The following is a 14940-nucleotide window of genomic DNA, read 5'->3' on the forward strand; positions in this document are numbered from 1 at the left end:
CTTTGCAGCGCTCGCACCGCATGTGCCGCTCCACATCCCAAAAGGGGATATCACCAACCAGCTTTGCGAGATCGCCAGGCAGATAGTGTCGAGTGATGTTGCAGTTCCGACATCGAACACGAATTAGCTGCCCGACTTCATGCGCCAAGCAGAGGGTTTGCACATTTCGGCGCGGTCGGGTGCTTAGTTCGGGCATCCCGCAAAGTAGGAATATGTTCCTTTGCGAGTCAATTCACACTTAATTCCACCTTGGCGATCTTCACAGCAGGTTAAATCCAACCGTCGATGAAGGGATTGGGTTGGATCAGCTTGGCAGCATAGGGCAGTTGGCACCACGGCGCAGGCTGATATGCGCCACGTCGCCGACGCTGAATTGAAAGCCCTCGGCCTGGCGCGGCGCATCGATCACCACCGGCAATCCCTGCCCCAGCTCAGCATGCAGCCGCAGCGTGCGGCCGTGGAAGACGATGGAGTTGACGCGCGCCGGCGCGGTGCCGGCGGCGGCATCGGTGGTGGCCAGCAAGTCCTCGGGGCGAACGCCGATGGTGCGCTCAGTGCCTTCGCCGGGTGTGTCGCCGGTTTCAGATGTTGCTTCCAGCGAAAGCCCGCCAGCGGCGAAGCGCAGGCGGTCGCCGTCGCGGCCGATGAAGCGCGATTGCAAGAGGTTCATGGTGCCGATGAAGCTTGCGACGAATTTCGTCGCCGGCCGGTCGTAAAGCGTAGCCGGCGGCGCGATCTGTTCGATGCGGCCCTTGTTCATGACGACGATGCGGTCGGAGATCGACAGCGCTTCGGTCTGGTCGTGGGTGACCATGACGAAGGTGGTGCCGAGCCGCGACTGCAGCCGCTTCAGTTCGACCTGCATCTGTTCGCGCAGATGCGCATCGAGCGCCGACAGCGGTTCATCGAGCAACAGAACGCGCGGCTCGCAGACTATGGCTCGGGCGAGCGCGACGCGCTGGCGCTGGCCACCCGACAGTTCGGAAACGCGGGCGCCGAGCTTGTCGGCGAGGCCGACCATGTCGAGGGCTTCGCGGACGCGCTTTGCCTGCTCGGCGCCGGACAGTTTGCGCAGCGACAGGCCGAAGCCGACATTCTCGGCGACGTTCATATGCGGGAACAGCGCATAATCCTGGAACACGGTGTTGACGGGACGGTCGAACGGCCTGAGCGCGGTGATGTCGCGACCATCGAGCAGCACCTTGCCGCTCGACGGGCTCTCGAAACCGGCAATGACGCGCAGGCTGGTGGTCTTGCCGCAGCCCGAGGGCCCGAGCAGGGTGATGAACTCGCCGCTGATAATGTCGAGATCGACGGCGTCGAGCCCGACAATGCCGCCGGGGAAAACCTTCGAGACCGTGTCCAGGCGTACCAGCGCATCAGGCGCCATCGCGAACCTCGGACGGCTTGGTGGTGTTGACCCAGAGGATCTGGCAAGGCTCGGTGCCGGGATTGCGGAAGGCGTGCAGAAGCGTGCTCTTGAAGGCAAAGGAGTCGCCGCTCTTCAGCACGTATTTTGTCGAGTCCACCACCAGTTCGACCTCGCCCGACAGGACATAGCCGAACTCGTGACCGATATGCGCGTAGGCTTCCGCCGTGCCGCCATCGGCTTCCACGGTCACCAAGAGGCCGGTCAGCGCCGCGCCCGGCGGCGACAGCAGCGCCTTGGCGATGCCTTCCGACTTGACCGGGAGCTGCCGCCTTTTGTCGGCGCGCACGCAATAGAGATCGTTGGCGGCTTCGTTGCCGTCGGTGATCAGCGCCGAAGGCTCGATGTCGAGCGCGGCCGCAAGCGGCCAGATCACCTTGACGCGCAGCGAAGACAGGCCGCGCTCGATCTGGCTCAGCGCACCGATGGAGACGCCGGCTTTTGCTGCCAGCTCGGCCAGCGACAAATTGCGCTCCAGCCGCAGCGCCCGCACGCGCCGGCCGACGCGAATGTCGGCGTCGGCCTTTGGTTTCGCTTCAAGCATGTCCATGCGTGGGTCCTTGTCTCTTTGTTGGCGCGGCGCGGCGTCGAAGAGCTCCCCTTCTCCCCTTGTGGGAGAAGGTGTCGCCGAGGGCGACGGATGAGGGGTGTTCCAGGGAACGCCAACGTCTCACTCCGCTGGAACACCCCTCATCCGTCTCGGCGCTATCGCGCCGATCCACCTTCTCCCACAAGGGGAGAAGGTGAGGTCTGCGCTGCTCACCCCCCCGCCTTCACTTTCTCGAACATCTTCGCCACATCGTCGTTCTGCTTCATCGGGCCGGTGAAGATGGTGGTCTTCAGCATCACCTCCGGGTCGGCCGGCAATTGCAGCTTGTCCAGTTCGTCCTTCGCCACGCCGGCGAAGGCGGTGCTCAGCGAGCTGCCATAGCCGTAGGCTTGGATCAGGTACTTACCCGAGTCGGCGTCGAGCCGGCTGTTGATGAAGTCATAGGCGAGGTCGACGTTTTTGGCGTCCTTGAGCATGACGAAGCCGCAGGCCCAGGTCAGCATGCCCTCCTTCGGCTTCATGAACTCGACCGGCACGCCCTGCTTCTTCAGCGAGGTTGCCGACGCGTTCCAGGTCATGGCGGCGACCAGCTGGCCGCTGGCCAGCGCCTGTTCGACCGAGGTCATGTCGGTGGTGTAGTTGGAGAGCAGCGGACGCTGCTCGCGCAATTTTTCCGCCACCTTGTCCATCTGCTCCGGCGTCATATCGAAGGGGTTTACGCCGGCCAGAAGTGCTGCAACGATCGGCGTGTCATGCACGGCATCGATGGTCGCCATGCGGCCGGCATATTGCTTGTCCCACAGAAGGTTCCAGCTCGCTTCCGGGTTCTTCACCAGATCGGTGCGGTAGAGGATCGAGGTGTTGCCCCAGTCCCACGGCACCATCCAGACCTTGCCGTCGCCGGCCTGGATGTCGGGCAGGTTCTTGAACACCGGGAAGATCGAATCCCAGTTCTTGATGCGCTTGGTATCGATCGGCTGCAGCAGGCCTTCCTTGTTCCAGCGCGCCACCTTGTCGTAGCAGGGATGGGCGATATCGGGGCGGAAGCCGGCCTTGACCTTGGTGAAGGCATCGTCGTCGTCGCCGAAGATCGAGGCCTCGACGCCATCGGGATGGGCCGTCAGGAAGCTCTTGTTGAAGTCTGGCAGTTCATAGCCGGACCAAGTGAAATATTGCAGCTTGTCGGCGGCGAAGGCGACAGTCGACGACAGGACGATTGCAAGCGCGGCAAGCCCGGTGCGGGCTGTCTTTGCAGTGATCGATTTCGGGCCAGTGATCGATTTCAGCCCAGTAATTGATTTCGGGTCGAATGCCATTTCGGTTCTCCTCTTTTGTTATGGTTCAGGCTGGACTGGTGGGCGCCGTCCGACGGGCTGTGCTCAGCCCGCGATGGCGCAGGATTTCGGCGATGCCGGCGATGATGACGGACACAGCAAGGATAGCTGTCCCCAGCGCCATCACGGTCGGCAGCGAGCGAGGAAAACGCAGTTGGCTCCAGATGTAGAGCGGCAGCGTCGGCTCGGTGCCGGCGAGGAAGAAGACGACGATGAACTCGTCGAAGGAAATCAGAAAGGCCAGCATGAAGGCCGAGACGATGGCCGGCAGCGAGAGCGGCAACATCACCCGCCGGAAGGTCGTCCAGTCGGAAGCGCCGAGATCGAGTGCGGCCTCGCGAATGGTTTTCGGAATTGCGGCAAACCGGCTGCGCATGATCACCACGGTGGTCGGCAGCGCCACCAGTATGTGGCCGAGAACGATGGCGATGCGCGACGGGCCGAGGCCGATGAGATTGACGAGGATCAGCAACGATATGCCGACGATGACGCCGGGGATCAGGATCGGCAGCCTGGAGATGGCGCTGATGGTGGCGGCGAGCGGCGAACGACCGTAGAGGTCCATATAGGAGACGGTGATGCCGCAGAGCGTGGCGCCGGCGGCGGCCACGACGCCAATGACGAGACTGTTCAAAAGCGCGCCGGACAGCGCCGGATTGCCATAGAGCGTGGCATACCATTCGAGCGTGAAGCCCTGCAGCGGAAACGCGGCCTGGATGGAGTTGTTGAAGGAAAACAGCGGGATCAACAGCACCGGCAGATAGAGGAAGACGAGATAGGCAAGCACATAGACGCCGAGCCAGCCGCGGCCATCATCTCTCCGCGCCGCGCTCATGTGCGGCTGCCGAATTTGCGGTCGGCGCCGCGTGCGACCAGCACCACGCAGAGGATGACCAGCATCACGCAGACTGAAAGTGCCGCGCCGAACGGCCAGTCATTGGCCTTGCCGAACTGCGACTGGATCAATGTGCCGATCATTGTGCTGGCGGGACCGCCGACCATGGCCGGGGTGACATAGTCGCCGACCGTCGGCACAAAGACGACGAGGGCGGCCGCCAGAACGCCCGGCATCGAATTGGGCAAGACGACGCGGCGAAACGCCGTGAACGGTCTGGCGCCGAGATCGGAGGCGGCTTCGAGCAGTGATTTCGGGATGGTGTCCAGCGCCACATAGATCGGCAGGATGGCGAAGGGCGCATAGGCATGCGCCAGCGTGACGACCACCGCCGCCGGCGTGTTGAGGAAGGCCAGCGTCGGCTCCGACCAGATGCCGCTTTCGATCAGCGCCGAGTTCAAGACGCCGTTGTAGGCGAGCACGATCTTCCAGGCGAAGACGCGCAGGAGATAGCTGGTCCAGAACGGCAGGGTCACCAGAAACAAAAGCAGGCTGCGGCGGCGGGCGGCATAGAAGGCGAGATAGTAGGCGACGGGATAGGCGGTGACGACGGTTGCCAGCGTCACCAGGCCAGCGATCACCAGCGAGCGCAGCGTCACCGTCCAGTAGAGCGGATCGGAGACCACGGTGATGAAGTTGCCTGCGGTGAAGCCGGCGCCGAGCAGCGAACCGTCATTGCCGCGAAGTGAGAGGAAGAGCACAAGGCCAAGGGCAAACAGGATCAGGAACAAGGTGACCAGCCCGCCCGGCAGCAACATGGCGAAGCGGAAGCCTCGGGACGACCCTGCCGGCGCTTCTGTTGCAACGATGCTCGACATCGGACTGCTCAACGGAAATATGAAATCGGCTTAGCTTTTTTCATATTTGTGAAACTGTCAAGCTGAATCCACGAGGCCTAGGCGACCGGCGCCCAATCAGCGCTCGAAGGCGTCGAGCATCCGGTACCAGGCGATGGTCGCGGCGACGCCGACCTGGCGGAAGGCGTGGAACGGAATCGGCCGGATCGGCGACAGCGGGAACGGCAATTGCGCTGCCTCACCGTTTGCCAAATAGCCCGCCATGCGTTTTCCCAGCGCGGTCATCAGGCCGACGCCCCTGCCCTGGCAACCAACCACGGCGAGCAGGCCCTTTTCCGGCTCATGGATGTGCGGCAGGTGATCCGGTGTCATCGCCACGCGGCCGAACCAGCGCTTCTCGATGACGACATCGGAGAGCGCCGGATAGAGCCGCACCAGCGCGCGCTGCAGATGCGCCCAGTCGGCCTCGCTCCTCGGCCGCGCCATGCGGCCGCGGCCGCCAAGCACCAGATGGCCGTCGGCTGCTTTGCGGTAGTAGACGAGAATGCGCCTGGAGTCGGACACCGCCTGCCCTTCCGGCAGGATCGTCGCCGCAAGGTTGGACGACAGCGGCGCGGTCGCGACCTGGAAGGAATGCAGCGGCACGATCGTTTCGGCGAGGCCCGGAAGCAGTCCATCGGTATAGGCGTTCGTCGCCAGGACAACCGCTTTCGCCCGCACCTCGGCGCCGTTTTCGGTTGAAACACGCCAAAGGCCGGCCTCCTTGCGGAGTTTCACCACCTTCTGCCGCTCGGCAATGCTGGCGCCGGCGGCGGCAGCGATGCGCGCCAGTTCCACTGTATAGGCGAGCGGATCGATGACGCCGGCGCGGCGGTCGAGCCAGCCGCCGAGATAGCCTTGCGCGCCGGTCATAGCGGCGATCTCGCTTTCATTCAGAAGCCGGACATCGGCGCCACGCGCCCGCCATTGAAGATCCCTGTTCGCCGCCGCTTTCAATGCGGTTTCGGTATGCGCGGCCTGGATCCAGCCATTGCGCATGAACGGCACCGCCAGCTTTTCGTCTTGGATGAGATCGAACACCGTCTCCGCCGTCGAGGCGGCGAAATCGACCAGCGCTTGGCCACGCTCGGGGCCGAAATGCTCGAGCAGCCATTCGGGATCATATTTCAGGCCGGGAATGACCTGGCCGCCATTGAGGCCCGAGGCGCCCTGGCCGATCTCGCCGGCCTCCAGCACCTGTACACCGAGACCGAGCCGGGCTGCGTGCAAGGCGGTCGACAGGCCCATGAAGCCGCCGCCGATGATGGCAACGTCGACCGGCGCCGGGACGAGCGACTGGAAGGCGGATGCGGTCTGCGGCTTCTGCCAGATCGGAACGGAAAACGGTGTGGGCAAGGCTTCACCTGGAGTATGCGGAAAATGAAAATTCTAGTGCTAGTTTCATTTTTTTGAAAGAGCGGGCCTCATATCAGAACCGACAATTGCCTGCGCCACGGGATAGACCTTTGGCGTGAATCCGGTGAAAGTGCCGCGGCCCAGCTGCCATCTCGATCATCAAAGGACCGTAAGCCATGACGAACCCAACGCAGCTTCCCGCCGACGGGCTCTTCATCGGCCGAGCCAGGGCAAGCGATGCCTCGCATCCGCTGGTGGTCACCGTGCGCGACGGCATCGTTTTCGACGTCACCTCGACCACCGCACCCACCGTGCGCGACATTTGCGAGATGGCCGATCCGGCCGGACACGTGCGCTCTGCCAAGGGCAAACCGATCGGCTCGCTCGATGCGATCGCCGCCAACAGTTTTCAGGCTACCCGCGACCCGGCAAAGCCCTATCTGGTCTCGCCCATCGACCTGCAGGCGGTGAAGGCTTCGGGCGTCACCTTCGTCGTCAGCCTGCTCGAACGCGTCATCGAGGAGCAGGCGCGCGGCTCGGCGGAAAAGGCCGACGCCATCCGCGCCGACATTGCCCGGCTGATCGGCCACGATCTGTCGAAGCTGAAGCCCGGCTCACCCGAAGCGGTGGAGATCAAGGCCAAGCTCATCCAGCGCGGCGCCTGGTCGCAATATCTGGAAGTCGGCATCGGCCCCGATGCCGAGATCTTCACCAAATGCCAGCCGATGGCGTCCGTCGGCTTCGGCGCCGATGTCGGGCTGCATCCTGTCTCCACCTGGAACAACCCCGAGCCGGAGATCGCCATGATCGCCGCCAGCACCGGCAGGATCGTCGGCGCCACCATCGGCAACGACGTCAATCTTCGCGACGTCGAGGGACGCTCGGCGCTGCTGCTCGGCAAGGCCAAGGACAACAATGCCTCGGCCTCGCTTGGGCCCTTCATCCGGTTGTTCGACGCAAGCTTTTCCATCGACGATGTCAAGCGCGCCACGGTGCGGCTGAAGGTCGAGGGCGAGGACGGGTTTTCGCTGGAGGGCGCGAGCTCGATGGCCGAGATCAGCCGTTCGCCCGAAGAGCTGGTCGCGGCCGCCATGGGGCCGCACCACCAGTATCCCGACGGCTTGGCGCTTTATCTCGGCACCATGTTCGTGCCGTCGAAGGATCGCGGCGAGAAGGGCAAGGGATTCACCCACAAGATCGGCGACATCGTCACCATCTCGTCGGAGAAATTCGGCGCGCTGGTCAACCGCGTGCTTCTGTCGCCCGATTGCCCGCACTGGACCTACGGCGCCAGCCATCTCATGCGGGACCTCGCCAAGGCCGAGCTGATCTGATTTCGGAGCAGCCGGGACGAACGGATAGCCGATAAACGTTCGTATCCGGTCCCTGTAAGCCGTTTGTTAGCGGAATCCGGGTGACTGTATCGGAAATTCGCTCCAAGATCGGGGCGCGGTCTGTGGGGGCCGAATCGCATGCTCGGTTTGCCGATGATATCGGTGCGCAATCTCGCCATGCGTTATGGCGGCGTTGTCGCGCTCAGGGATATGAACCTGTCTGTCGGACAGGGGACGATCCATGCTGTCGTCGGTGAAAGCGGCGCCGGCAAGTCGACGCTGGTGAAGGTGCTTGCCGGCGTGCTCCGGCCCGACAGCGGCACCATCCGCGTCGGCGACCAGATGGTCACCGTCGACAGCCCGATCGCTGCACGCAAGCACAGCTTCGGCGTCGTCCACCAGGGGCTCGGCCTGTTTGCCGACCGCTCGGTGCTGGCCAATCTTTTCGTCAATCGCGAGCCGTTGCGCAATGGCTTCGTCTCCAGGCGCGAGATGGAGGCACGCAGCCGCACCTTGCTTCGGCAACTCAAGCTCGACGTCGATGTCCACGCTCCTGTGGGACAACTCGGCATGGGCGAACGGCAATATGTCGAACTCGGCCGCGCAATTCTGGAAGGCCCGAGGCTGCTGATCCTCGATGAACCGAATTCTGCGCTCGACCGGCGCCAGACCGAGCACCTGTTCACCGTACTAAGTGACCTCAAGGCCAAGGGCACGAGCGTGCTCTATGTCTCGCGCCGGCTGGAGGACGTGTTTGCGATTGCAGACCAGGTCACCGTGATGCGCAACGGCCGTGACGTGCTGACAAGTGAGCGCTCGGCGTTGAGCGAAGCCGATGTGATCGACGCCATGATCGGCCAGCAGCGCGACAGCCTGTTCCCGCCTGCACTGCCGGCCAATGCCAGCACGATAAGGCCGCGGATCACGGTGGAGGGTCTGAGCGGCGGCCGGATTTCCGGCGTCAGCTTCACCGCCCGCTCCGGCGAGATCCTCGGCTTGGCCGGGCTTGAGGGGTCGGGCGTTGAAGACCTGTTCGAGATGCTGTTTGGCCTGCGCGAGGCGCAAAGCGGCAGGGTGCGGCTCCCCGACGGCTACGGCTTGCCTGGAAATCCGACCGAAGCGGCGCGGCGCGGCATCGGCCTGGTGCCGGCCAACCGCCTGTGCAACGGCCTGATGCCCGACCGGTCGCTGGCCTTCAACATAGGCAACATCGCTACCGGCGCCCGCAACTGGGGGTCGCGCCGCTACTCGCCCAAGGCCGCGATCGCCGCCGCCGCAAGGCAGATCGATGCGCTGCGCATCAAGGGCCTGCCGGACGCGCCGGTGAATTCGCTGCTGGCCGGCGATCAGCAGAAGATCGTAATCGCCAAATGGCTGGAGACGGCGCCGCAAGTGCTGCTCCTAGACAATCCGGCTGGCGGTATCGAGGCGGCTGCCAAGCGCAAGATCTATGCGCTGATCAGGCAGATGGCGGCCAATGGCTGTATCGTTTTGCTGCGTTCGGTCGAGCCGTCCGAACTGACCAACCTCAGCAACCGCGTCCTTGTCTTCCACCGCGGCCGGGTCGCCGGCGAGCTGTCCGGCGCCGAGATGAAGCGAAGGACAGTGCTGCAACTGACCACCACCGGCGAGATGCCGGAGGCGGAGCGGCCGAAAAAGAAACTCGTGGGAGCCATGGCATGACACGATTGGATCCCATGCTACAGCTTGCCGGTTCGGCTGCCCACCCGAAGCGCAGCCTTCGCCTGCCCGTCGAACTCAGGCCGCTCATCGGGCTCGTTGTCCTGGTGGCGATTACAGGCTTTGCCCGGCCGGATTTCCTCGATGAGGCCAATGTGCTGTCGTTGCTGGAAACCGCTGCGTATCCCGGCATGCTGGCGATCGGCATGGTGTTCGTGCTCGCACTCCGCGAGATCGACCTTTCCGTCGGCTGGATATTCCATCTCGCGGCCCTTCTCACCGCATTCCTTCTGGCCACCGGCATCGACCCGTGGCTTGCCGCCCTTGCCGGCGTGCTGCTCGGCGCCGGGCTCGGCCTCGTCAACGGCCTGCTGGTGGTGGCGCTGCGACTGCCGGCCATCGTCGTTACGCTGGGCACCTTTGCAATGTTCCGGGGCCTGGCGGCGGTGGCCGTCAAGATGCAAGCGACAGCTCCGGCCAGCCCAGGCGGCGACTTCTTTGAGATCGTTCACGGCAAGCTGTTCGGCCTTGTGCCGACGGCTGTCTTTGTCTTCGTCGCAATGGCGGTGGTGATGCACCTCGTGCTTCACCGCAGCCGCTTCGGCTACCGGATCCAGGCCGTCGGCAGCAATCCGCAGGCGGCGCTCTATGCCGGCATCCCGACAGGTGCTGTGCGGCTGCAGACGCTGGTGTTGATGGGCATCGTCTCGGGGCTGGCGGGCGCGCTGTGGCTTGGCTCTCCCGTTACCGACGTCGACCAAGGCGGCGGTTTCGTGCTGATGGCGATTGCCGCGGCGATCATCGGCGGCACCTCGCTTTCCGGCGGGCGCGGCACCGTCTTCGGTGCGGTGATCGGCATGCTGATCGTCCAGGTCATCTTGAGCGGCGTGACCCTGTTCGGCATCGACGCCGCATGGAGCCCCTTCGTGATCGGCGCGGTGATGGTGCTGGCGCTCGCGCTCGACCGGCTGGACAAGGTGCTGCGCATCCGCCAGGCCGAGCGCTTCCAGGAAAATCCGCGCGCCTGAGTTTAAGCCCCGCCTGCTTGCCGGGAAATATCTCTATCTCTTGGTTGACGCAATTCCGGACGGAAAACCGTTTCACACTTTTCCTGGAATTGCCCTCTAACTGATGCGATCTGATGGGATCGATGATGGCGCGTTGCATCGCGCCACCATCCATTGGGCGGATAGAGGCTTGCCATCGGCCGCAAAAGAAGATGCTCTGCGCATCCGGGTCGGCGCTGGCAGGAGGAGAGGATCAAGGGCATGGCCCGGATCATCGCCGGACGTGGAGGTCGTTTTTCAACATGGGAGGAAAGCAAATGCTGACGAGGCTACGATTACTCGTGCTTGGCTTGATTGTGGCGCTGGCCGTTCCGGCGGCGGCACAGGCCAAGACGTTCTACTGGATTTCGCATGGCGGCCCGGCCGACCCGGTCTGGACCTACTTCCTGGCCGGCGCCAAGCAATGGGCGAAGGACACCGGCAACACCGTCAACACCTCGTTCCACAATGGCGACGTTGCCTCGCAGCAGGAGGCCGTGCGCGCCGCGATCTCGGCCAAGGCCGACGGCATCGTCACCACCAGCCCCGATCCGGGCAGCCTGATCGAAATCGCCAAGGAAGCCAACACGGCCAAGATCCCGATCATCAACTTCAACACGCCCGATCCCAAGGCAAGCTTCGACGCCTATGTCGGCGGCGACAACGTCACCTTCGGCAAGCACTGGGCGCAATATCTGGTCGACAAGGGCCTGGTGAAGAAGGGCGACTTCGTCTGGATGCCGGTCGAAATCCCCGGCGCCACCTACGGCGTCCAGGAAGAGGAAGGCATCAAGAGCGTCTTCGAACCGCTGGGGATCACCTATGAGATCACCGAAGCGACCCTCGACCAGGCCGAAGCCATCAACCGCATGGTCGACTATCTCACCGCCAACAAGGCCAAGGTCAAGGCAATCATCGGCCTCGGCGATCTGGTCACCGGCTCGATCAAGCGGGTGTTCGACCAGGCCGGCATCAAGCCGGGCGAAATCCCGGTCGTCGGCTGGGGCAACTCGCTCGACACCACCCAGGAAGTGCTGACCGGCTACGTCAATGCCGGCCAGTGGCAGGACCCGCAGGCGACCAGCTACGTCGCGCTGTCGCTGGCCAACATGGCGGCGTCAGGCATTCCTCCGGGCTTCAACGTCATCACCGGCGCGCTCTATGAAAAGGACACCGCGCAGGTCTACGACGACATCCTGTCCGGCAAATAACCCAGACCTTCAACAGTCGCGGCCGCAGTCTCGGTCGCGACTGTCTTTTCGCCGAGCCCTTCGCGTTGCGCGCTGGGCTCAGCCTTCCCCTTCCTGTCGCAGGTTATCAGTGGAAAACCGTTCGCTCATCCAACGCCTGATCGCGAGGCCGGAATTCGGGCCCTTCGTTCTGCTCATCGTCGAAATCGCGGTGTTCTGGAGCATCAACCACGATTTCCTGTCGCCGCAGAACATCTCCAACACGCTGGCCTTCACCGTCGAGCTCGGGCTGATCGCGCTGGCGATGACGCTGTTGATGACGTCGGGTGAATTCGATCTGTCGGTCGGCTCGCTGTTCGGCTTTTCGCCGGTGCTGATGTGGACGCTGTTCAACAGCGGCCTGACCTCGCTGGAGGTCGGCTTCCTCGCCGCGCTGCTGATCGCGGCCTTCATCGGCCTGGTCAATGGCTGGTTCGTCACGCAGCTGAAAATCCCATCCTTCCTGGTGACGCTCGGCATGCTGCTGGTGGTGCGCGGCACCGCGCTGTTCGTCACCGACGGCTTTCCGCAGCGGACGTGGAGCGCCGAGGGCAGCTGGCTGGCCGAAGCGCTGGTCGGTGATTTCTTCATCGGCCCGTTCCGCATCTACATGTCGCTCTTCTGGTTCATCGCGGCGGCCATCGCACTGGGCTACGTGCTGACGCAAAGCCGGACCGGCAACTGGATCCAGGCAGCCGGCGGCAATCCAGGCGCCGCAAGGGCGCGCGGCGTCAACGTCAGCGGCGTCAAGATCGGCCTGTTCGTGCTGTCGTCGGTGATGGCTTCGCTTGCCGGCGTCATCTCGTCGCTGCGCACGTCGGCCGCCAACCCCAACAGCGGCACCGGCTACGAGCTCGAAGTCATCGCCATGGTGGTGATCGGCGGCACGGCGCTGACCGGTGGGCGCGGCACCATCATCGGCACGGTGCTCGGCATCCTCATCCTGCGCGTCATGCGCAACGGCATCGTGCTGATCGGCGTGCCCGGGCTGGCCTACAACATCTTCATCGGCGCCATCATCCTCGGCATGATGGCGCTGCACTCATGGCTGGAACGCCGGCATCAGGCAGGGACCTAGAACCATGGCTGAACCGCTCATCCGCATGTCCAACATCAAAAAGTCCTACGGGCGCGTGCAGGCGCTCGAAGACGCCAATTTTCATGTCAACGAAAGGGAGATCGTCGGCCTGCTCGGCGACAATGGCGCCGGCAAATCGACGCTGATCAAGGTGTTGTCGGGGGCGGTGCCGCTGACCAGCGGCGACATTTTCATCCGCGGCAAGAAGGTCAATCTGCGCAGCACCAGCGACGCCATCGCGCACGGCATCGAGACGATCTACCAGGATTCGGCACTGGTGACGCAGCTGTCGATCGCGCGCAACCTGTTCCTCGGCCGCGAGCCGATCAAACCGCCGCGCTTTTTGAACCGCATGGACCAGGAGGCGATGAACAATGTCGCCCGCGACCTGTTGAAACAGGTCGGCATCTCCAAGAACATCCCGCCGACGACGCCGATCGGCTCCCTGTCCGGCGGCGAGCGGCAGGCCGTCGCCATCGCGCGCGCCATGCACTTCGACAGCGACCTGATCATCCTCGACGAGCCGACCAACAATCTCGGCGTCGCCGAGACGCAAGGCGTGCTGAGCTTCGTGCGCAACGCGCGCGATTCCGGGCATTCCTGCATCTTCATCGCCCACAACATCCACCATGTCTTCCAGGTGGTTGACCGCATCGTCGTCATGCGCCGGGGCAAGGTGGTGGCCGACGACATCGACCCGAAGAAGACCAGCGTGGCCGAGGTCGAACGCATCATCACCGGGATGTCCGACAAGGAGATCCGCGACGCCATCATCGAAGGCGGGCCATCGCACGGCTGAACCGTCTTCGCGCCGTCTGGCACGGAAACGCATCCGCTCTAACTCGTTGTAGAGCATGACCTTTTGACAAAACGGTTCCCGTTTGTCCGAGAAAACCGGTTCCCACTTTTCGGGATCATGCTCTATGACTACAGCCATGAAAGCCACCGTTGCCGACATAGCCAGGAGCTGCGGCCTGTCGACCGCGACGGTCGACCGGGTTCTGAACAACCGGGCCGGCGCGAGCGCCGCCAACCGCCAACGGGTGATGGAGGCGGCCAAGCAGCTCGGCTATTTGCCGGTGGTCGATCAGGTGACGCTGCCGTCGCGGCCGGCGCATCTTGAATTCTTCCTGCCGATCGGCGCCAACGGTTTCATGATCGACCTCGCCGGGCACATCGAGGACTATGCGGGGCGCCTGCCGCTGGTCGCCTCGTGCCGGATCCACAATCTCGGCGGCATCTCGCCGGCAGCGCTGCAGGCGGCGGTTGAAAATCTGTCGCTGAAGGCCAATGGCGTCGGCGTCATTGCCGTCGATCATCCGCGAACGCGCAACATATTGCGCGATGTGGTCGAGGCAGGCATCCGCCTTGTCACGCTGGTCTCCGACGTTCCAGCCGCCCCGCGTTCGGCCTATGTCGGCATCGACAACCGGGTTGCCGGACGCACGGCGGCGCTGTTGATGGGGCGCTTCCTCAATGGCCGCCAGGGTCATCTGGCGATGGTCGTCGGCTCGCGTTCCTATCGCGGGCACGAGGAGCGAGAAATGGGCTTTCGGTCGGTGCTGACAGAGGAATTCCCCAATCTCACGGTCTCGAGTGCGGTCGAGATCAATGACGAACCGGAGGGCAGCTACACCGCAACGATGCAGGCGCTGCACAACGAGCCGGAACTGCTCGGCATCTATTGCGTCGGCGCCGGGCGCTCAGGTGTGGCGAGAGCGCTGCTCGAGGCCAAGCCAAAGAAGAAGCCGGTCTTCATCTGCCACGACCTGACCAAGGAAACGCGCGGCTATCTCGTCGACGACCTCGCCGATGTCGTCATCGACCAGAATGCGCGGCTGATCGCGGAGCAATCTGTGATCCGCCTGCTTGGCTCGATCGCATCCGCCGCGCCATACCTGACGAAGAAGTTCATCGAGCCACGGCTGATCTTCAAGGAAAACGTGCCGGTGCAGTGAAGTCGCGCCGTGGCGGTTTCTCCGATTTGTACGACAAGTCGGGGTAGATGCCGCAAATCTGCACAGCAGCCATGCAACTTTCATTGTTGCCGAATCATTGGGCAACCCGTACTCATCTGGGTGTCGGCCATCTACTCCTCCCAGATGCGATGCCGACGCTGAGCGCGGTGCACCTCCTCCCGCATCTCGTTCGAAATCGAGCCCGCTGCCACCTC

At 63.7% G+C, this 14940-nt stretch carries 13 protein-coding genes; 7 read left to right on the forward strand and 6 right to left on the reverse strand.

Translation table 11 applies throughout. The features are described from left to right. Positions 1 to 304 precede the first annotated feature (304 nt). The 6 genes from NKJ64_RS04515 to NKJ64_RS04540 all read right to left on the reverse strand — a co-directional run bounded on the left by NKJ64_RS04515 (position 305) and on the right by NKJ64_RS04540 (position 6400). Complete coding sequence (locus NKJ64_RS04515) at positions 305 to 1390, reverse strand: ABC transporter ATP-binding protein (RefSeq protein ID WP_023687090.1); 1086 nt, start codon at positions 1388 to 1390, stop codon at positions 305 to 307. Then, positions 1380 to 1979 (reverse strand): helix-turn-helix domain-containing protein, encoded by a 600-nt coding sequence (locus NKJ64_RS04520; RefSeq protein WP_023684396.1) that lies wholly within the window; start codon positions 1977 to 1979, stop codon positions 1380 to 1382. Before NKJ64_RS04520 ends, NKJ64_RS04515 begins: the two co-directional genes overlap by 11 nt. Positions 1980 to 2188: 209 nt before the next feature. Then, positions 2189 to 3295: an ABC transporter substrate-binding protein gene (locus NKJ64_RS04525; RefSeq protein ID WP_023668506.1), complete on the reverse strand. Its 1107-nt coding sequence runs from the start codon at positions 3293 to 3295 to the stop codon at positions 2189 to 2191. A gap of 25 nt (positions 3296 to 3320) precedes the next feature. Then, positions 3321 to 4148, reverse strand: coding sequence for an ABC transporter permease (locus NKJ64_RS04530; protein WP_023709184.1), 828 nt, complete (start codon positions 4146 to 4148; stop codon positions 3321 to 3323). Continuing rightward, positions 4145 to 5026 carry an ABC transporter permease gene (locus tag NKJ64_RS04535; protein WP_352462051.1) on the reverse strand — a complete coding sequence of 294 codons (882 nt, stop codon included), beginning with the start codon at positions 5024 to 5026 and terminating at the stop codon, positions 4145 to 4147. The genes NKJ64_RS04530 and NKJ64_RS04535 overlap by 4 nt, the downstream gene beginning before the upstream one ends. A gap of 96 nt (positions 5027 to 5122) precedes the next feature. Further along, complete coding sequence (locus NKJ64_RS04540) at positions 5123 to 6400, reverse strand: NAD(P)/FAD-dependent oxidoreductase (protein ID WP_352462052.1); 1278 nt, start codon at positions 6398 to 6400, stop codon at positions 5123 to 5125. A gap of 176 nt (positions 6401 to 6576) precedes the next feature. Here NKJ64_RS04540 and NKJ64_RS04545 point away from each other — a divergent pair, with 176 nt between their 5' ends. From NKJ64_RS04545 to NKJ64_RS04575, 7 genes are all read left to right on the forward strand, one after another. Continuing rightward, positions 6577 to 7734, forward strand: coding sequence for a fumarylacetoacetate hydrolase family protein (locus NKJ64_RS04545; protein ID WP_352462053.1), 1158 nt, complete (start codon positions 6577 to 6579; stop codon positions 7732 to 7734). A gap of 138 nt (positions 7735 to 7872) precedes the next feature. Further along, on the forward strand, positions 7873 to 9417 hold the full coding sequence (locus tag NKJ64_RS04550; RefSeq protein ID WP_352444417.1) for a sugar ABC transporter ATP-binding protein: 1545 nt from the start codon (positions 7873 to 7875) through the stop codon (positions 9415 to 9417). Then, positions 9414 to 10442, forward strand: a complete 1029-nt coding sequence (locus tag NKJ64_RS04555) for an ABC transporter permease (protein ID WP_352444418.1) — start codon at positions 9414 to 9416, stop codon at positions 10440 to 10442. The genes NKJ64_RS04550 and NKJ64_RS04555 overlap by 4 nt, the downstream gene beginning before the upstream one ends. Before the next feature lie 296 nt (positions 10443 to 10738). After that, positions 10739 to 11671 (forward strand): substrate-binding domain-containing protein, encoded by a 933-nt coding sequence (locus tag NKJ64_RS04560; RefSeq protein WP_023687083.1) that lies wholly within the window; start codon positions 10739 to 10741, stop codon positions 11669 to 11671. Positions 11672 to 11780: 109 nt separating this feature from the next. After that, complete coding sequence (locus tag NKJ64_RS04565; RefSeq protein WP_023668514.1) at positions 11781 to 12767, forward strand: ABC transporter permease; 987 nt, start codon at positions 11781 to 11783, stop codon at positions 12765 to 12767. A gap of 4 nt (positions 12768 to 12771) precedes the next feature. Beyond that, positions 12772 to 13566 (forward strand): ATP-binding cassette domain-containing protein, encoded by a 795-nt coding sequence (locus NKJ64_RS04570; protein WP_023668515.1) that lies wholly within the window; start codon positions 12772 to 12774, stop codon positions 13564 to 13566. Between the two features lie 136 nt (positions 13567 to 13702). Beyond that, entirely contained in the window at positions 13703 to 14725 is a 1023-nt protein-coding gene (locus NKJ64_RS04575) for a LacI family DNA-binding transcriptional regulator (RefSeq protein WP_023668516.1), read from the forward strand. Positions 14726 to 14940: the final 215 nt, after the last annotated feature.

The sequence above is a fragment of the Mesorhizobium sp. M0062 genome (genome assembly GCF_040323125.1).
Lineage (GTDB): Bacteria > Pseudomonadota > Alphaproteobacteria > Rhizobiales > Rhizobiaceae > Mesorhizobium.

Coding starts and splice junctions, on each gene's coding strand:
- NKJ64_RS04525 (WP_023668506.1), bottom strand. CDS start 3,295: ATGGCATTCGACCCGAAATCAATTACTGGGCTGAAATCGATCACTGGC.
- NKJ64_RS04520 (WP_023684396.1), bottom strand. CDS start 1,979: ATGGACATGCTTGAAGCGAAACCAAAGGCCGACGCCGACATTCGCGTC.
- NKJ64_RS04535 (WP_352462051.1), bottom strand. CDS start 5,026: ATGTCGAGCATCGTTGCAACAGAAGCGCCGGCAGGGTCGTCCCGAGGC.
- NKJ64_RS04570 (WP_023668515.1), top strand. CDS start 12,772: ATGGCTGAACCGCTCATCCGCATGTCCAACATCAAAAAGTCCTACGGG.
- NKJ64_RS04515 (WP_023687090.1), bottom strand. CDS start 1,390: ATGGCGCCTGATGCGCTGGTACGCCTGGACACGGTCTCGAAGGTTTTC.
- NKJ64_RS04550 (WP_352444417.1), top strand. CDS start 7,873: ATGCTCGGTTTGCCGATGATATCGGTGCGCAATCTCGCCATGCGTTAT.
- NKJ64_RS04560 (WP_023687083.1), top strand. CDS start 10,739: ATGCTGACGAGGCTACGATTACTCGTGCTTGGCTTGATTGTGGCGCTG.
- NKJ64_RS04575 (WP_023668516.1), top strand. CDS start 13,703: ATGAAAGCCACCGTTGCCGACATAGCCAGGAGCTGCGGCCTGTCGACC.
- NKJ64_RS04545 (WP_352462053.1), top strand. CDS start 6,577: ATGACGAACCCAACGCAGCTTCCCGCCGACGGGCTCTTCATCGGCCGA.
- NKJ64_RS04555 (WP_352444418.1), top strand. CDS start 9,414: ATGACACGATTGGATCCCATGCTACAGCTTGCCGGTTCGGCTGCCCAC.
- NKJ64_RS04530 (WP_023709184.1), bottom strand. CDS start 4,148: ATGAGCGCGGCGCGGAGAGATGATGGCCGCGGCTGGCTCGGCGTCTAT.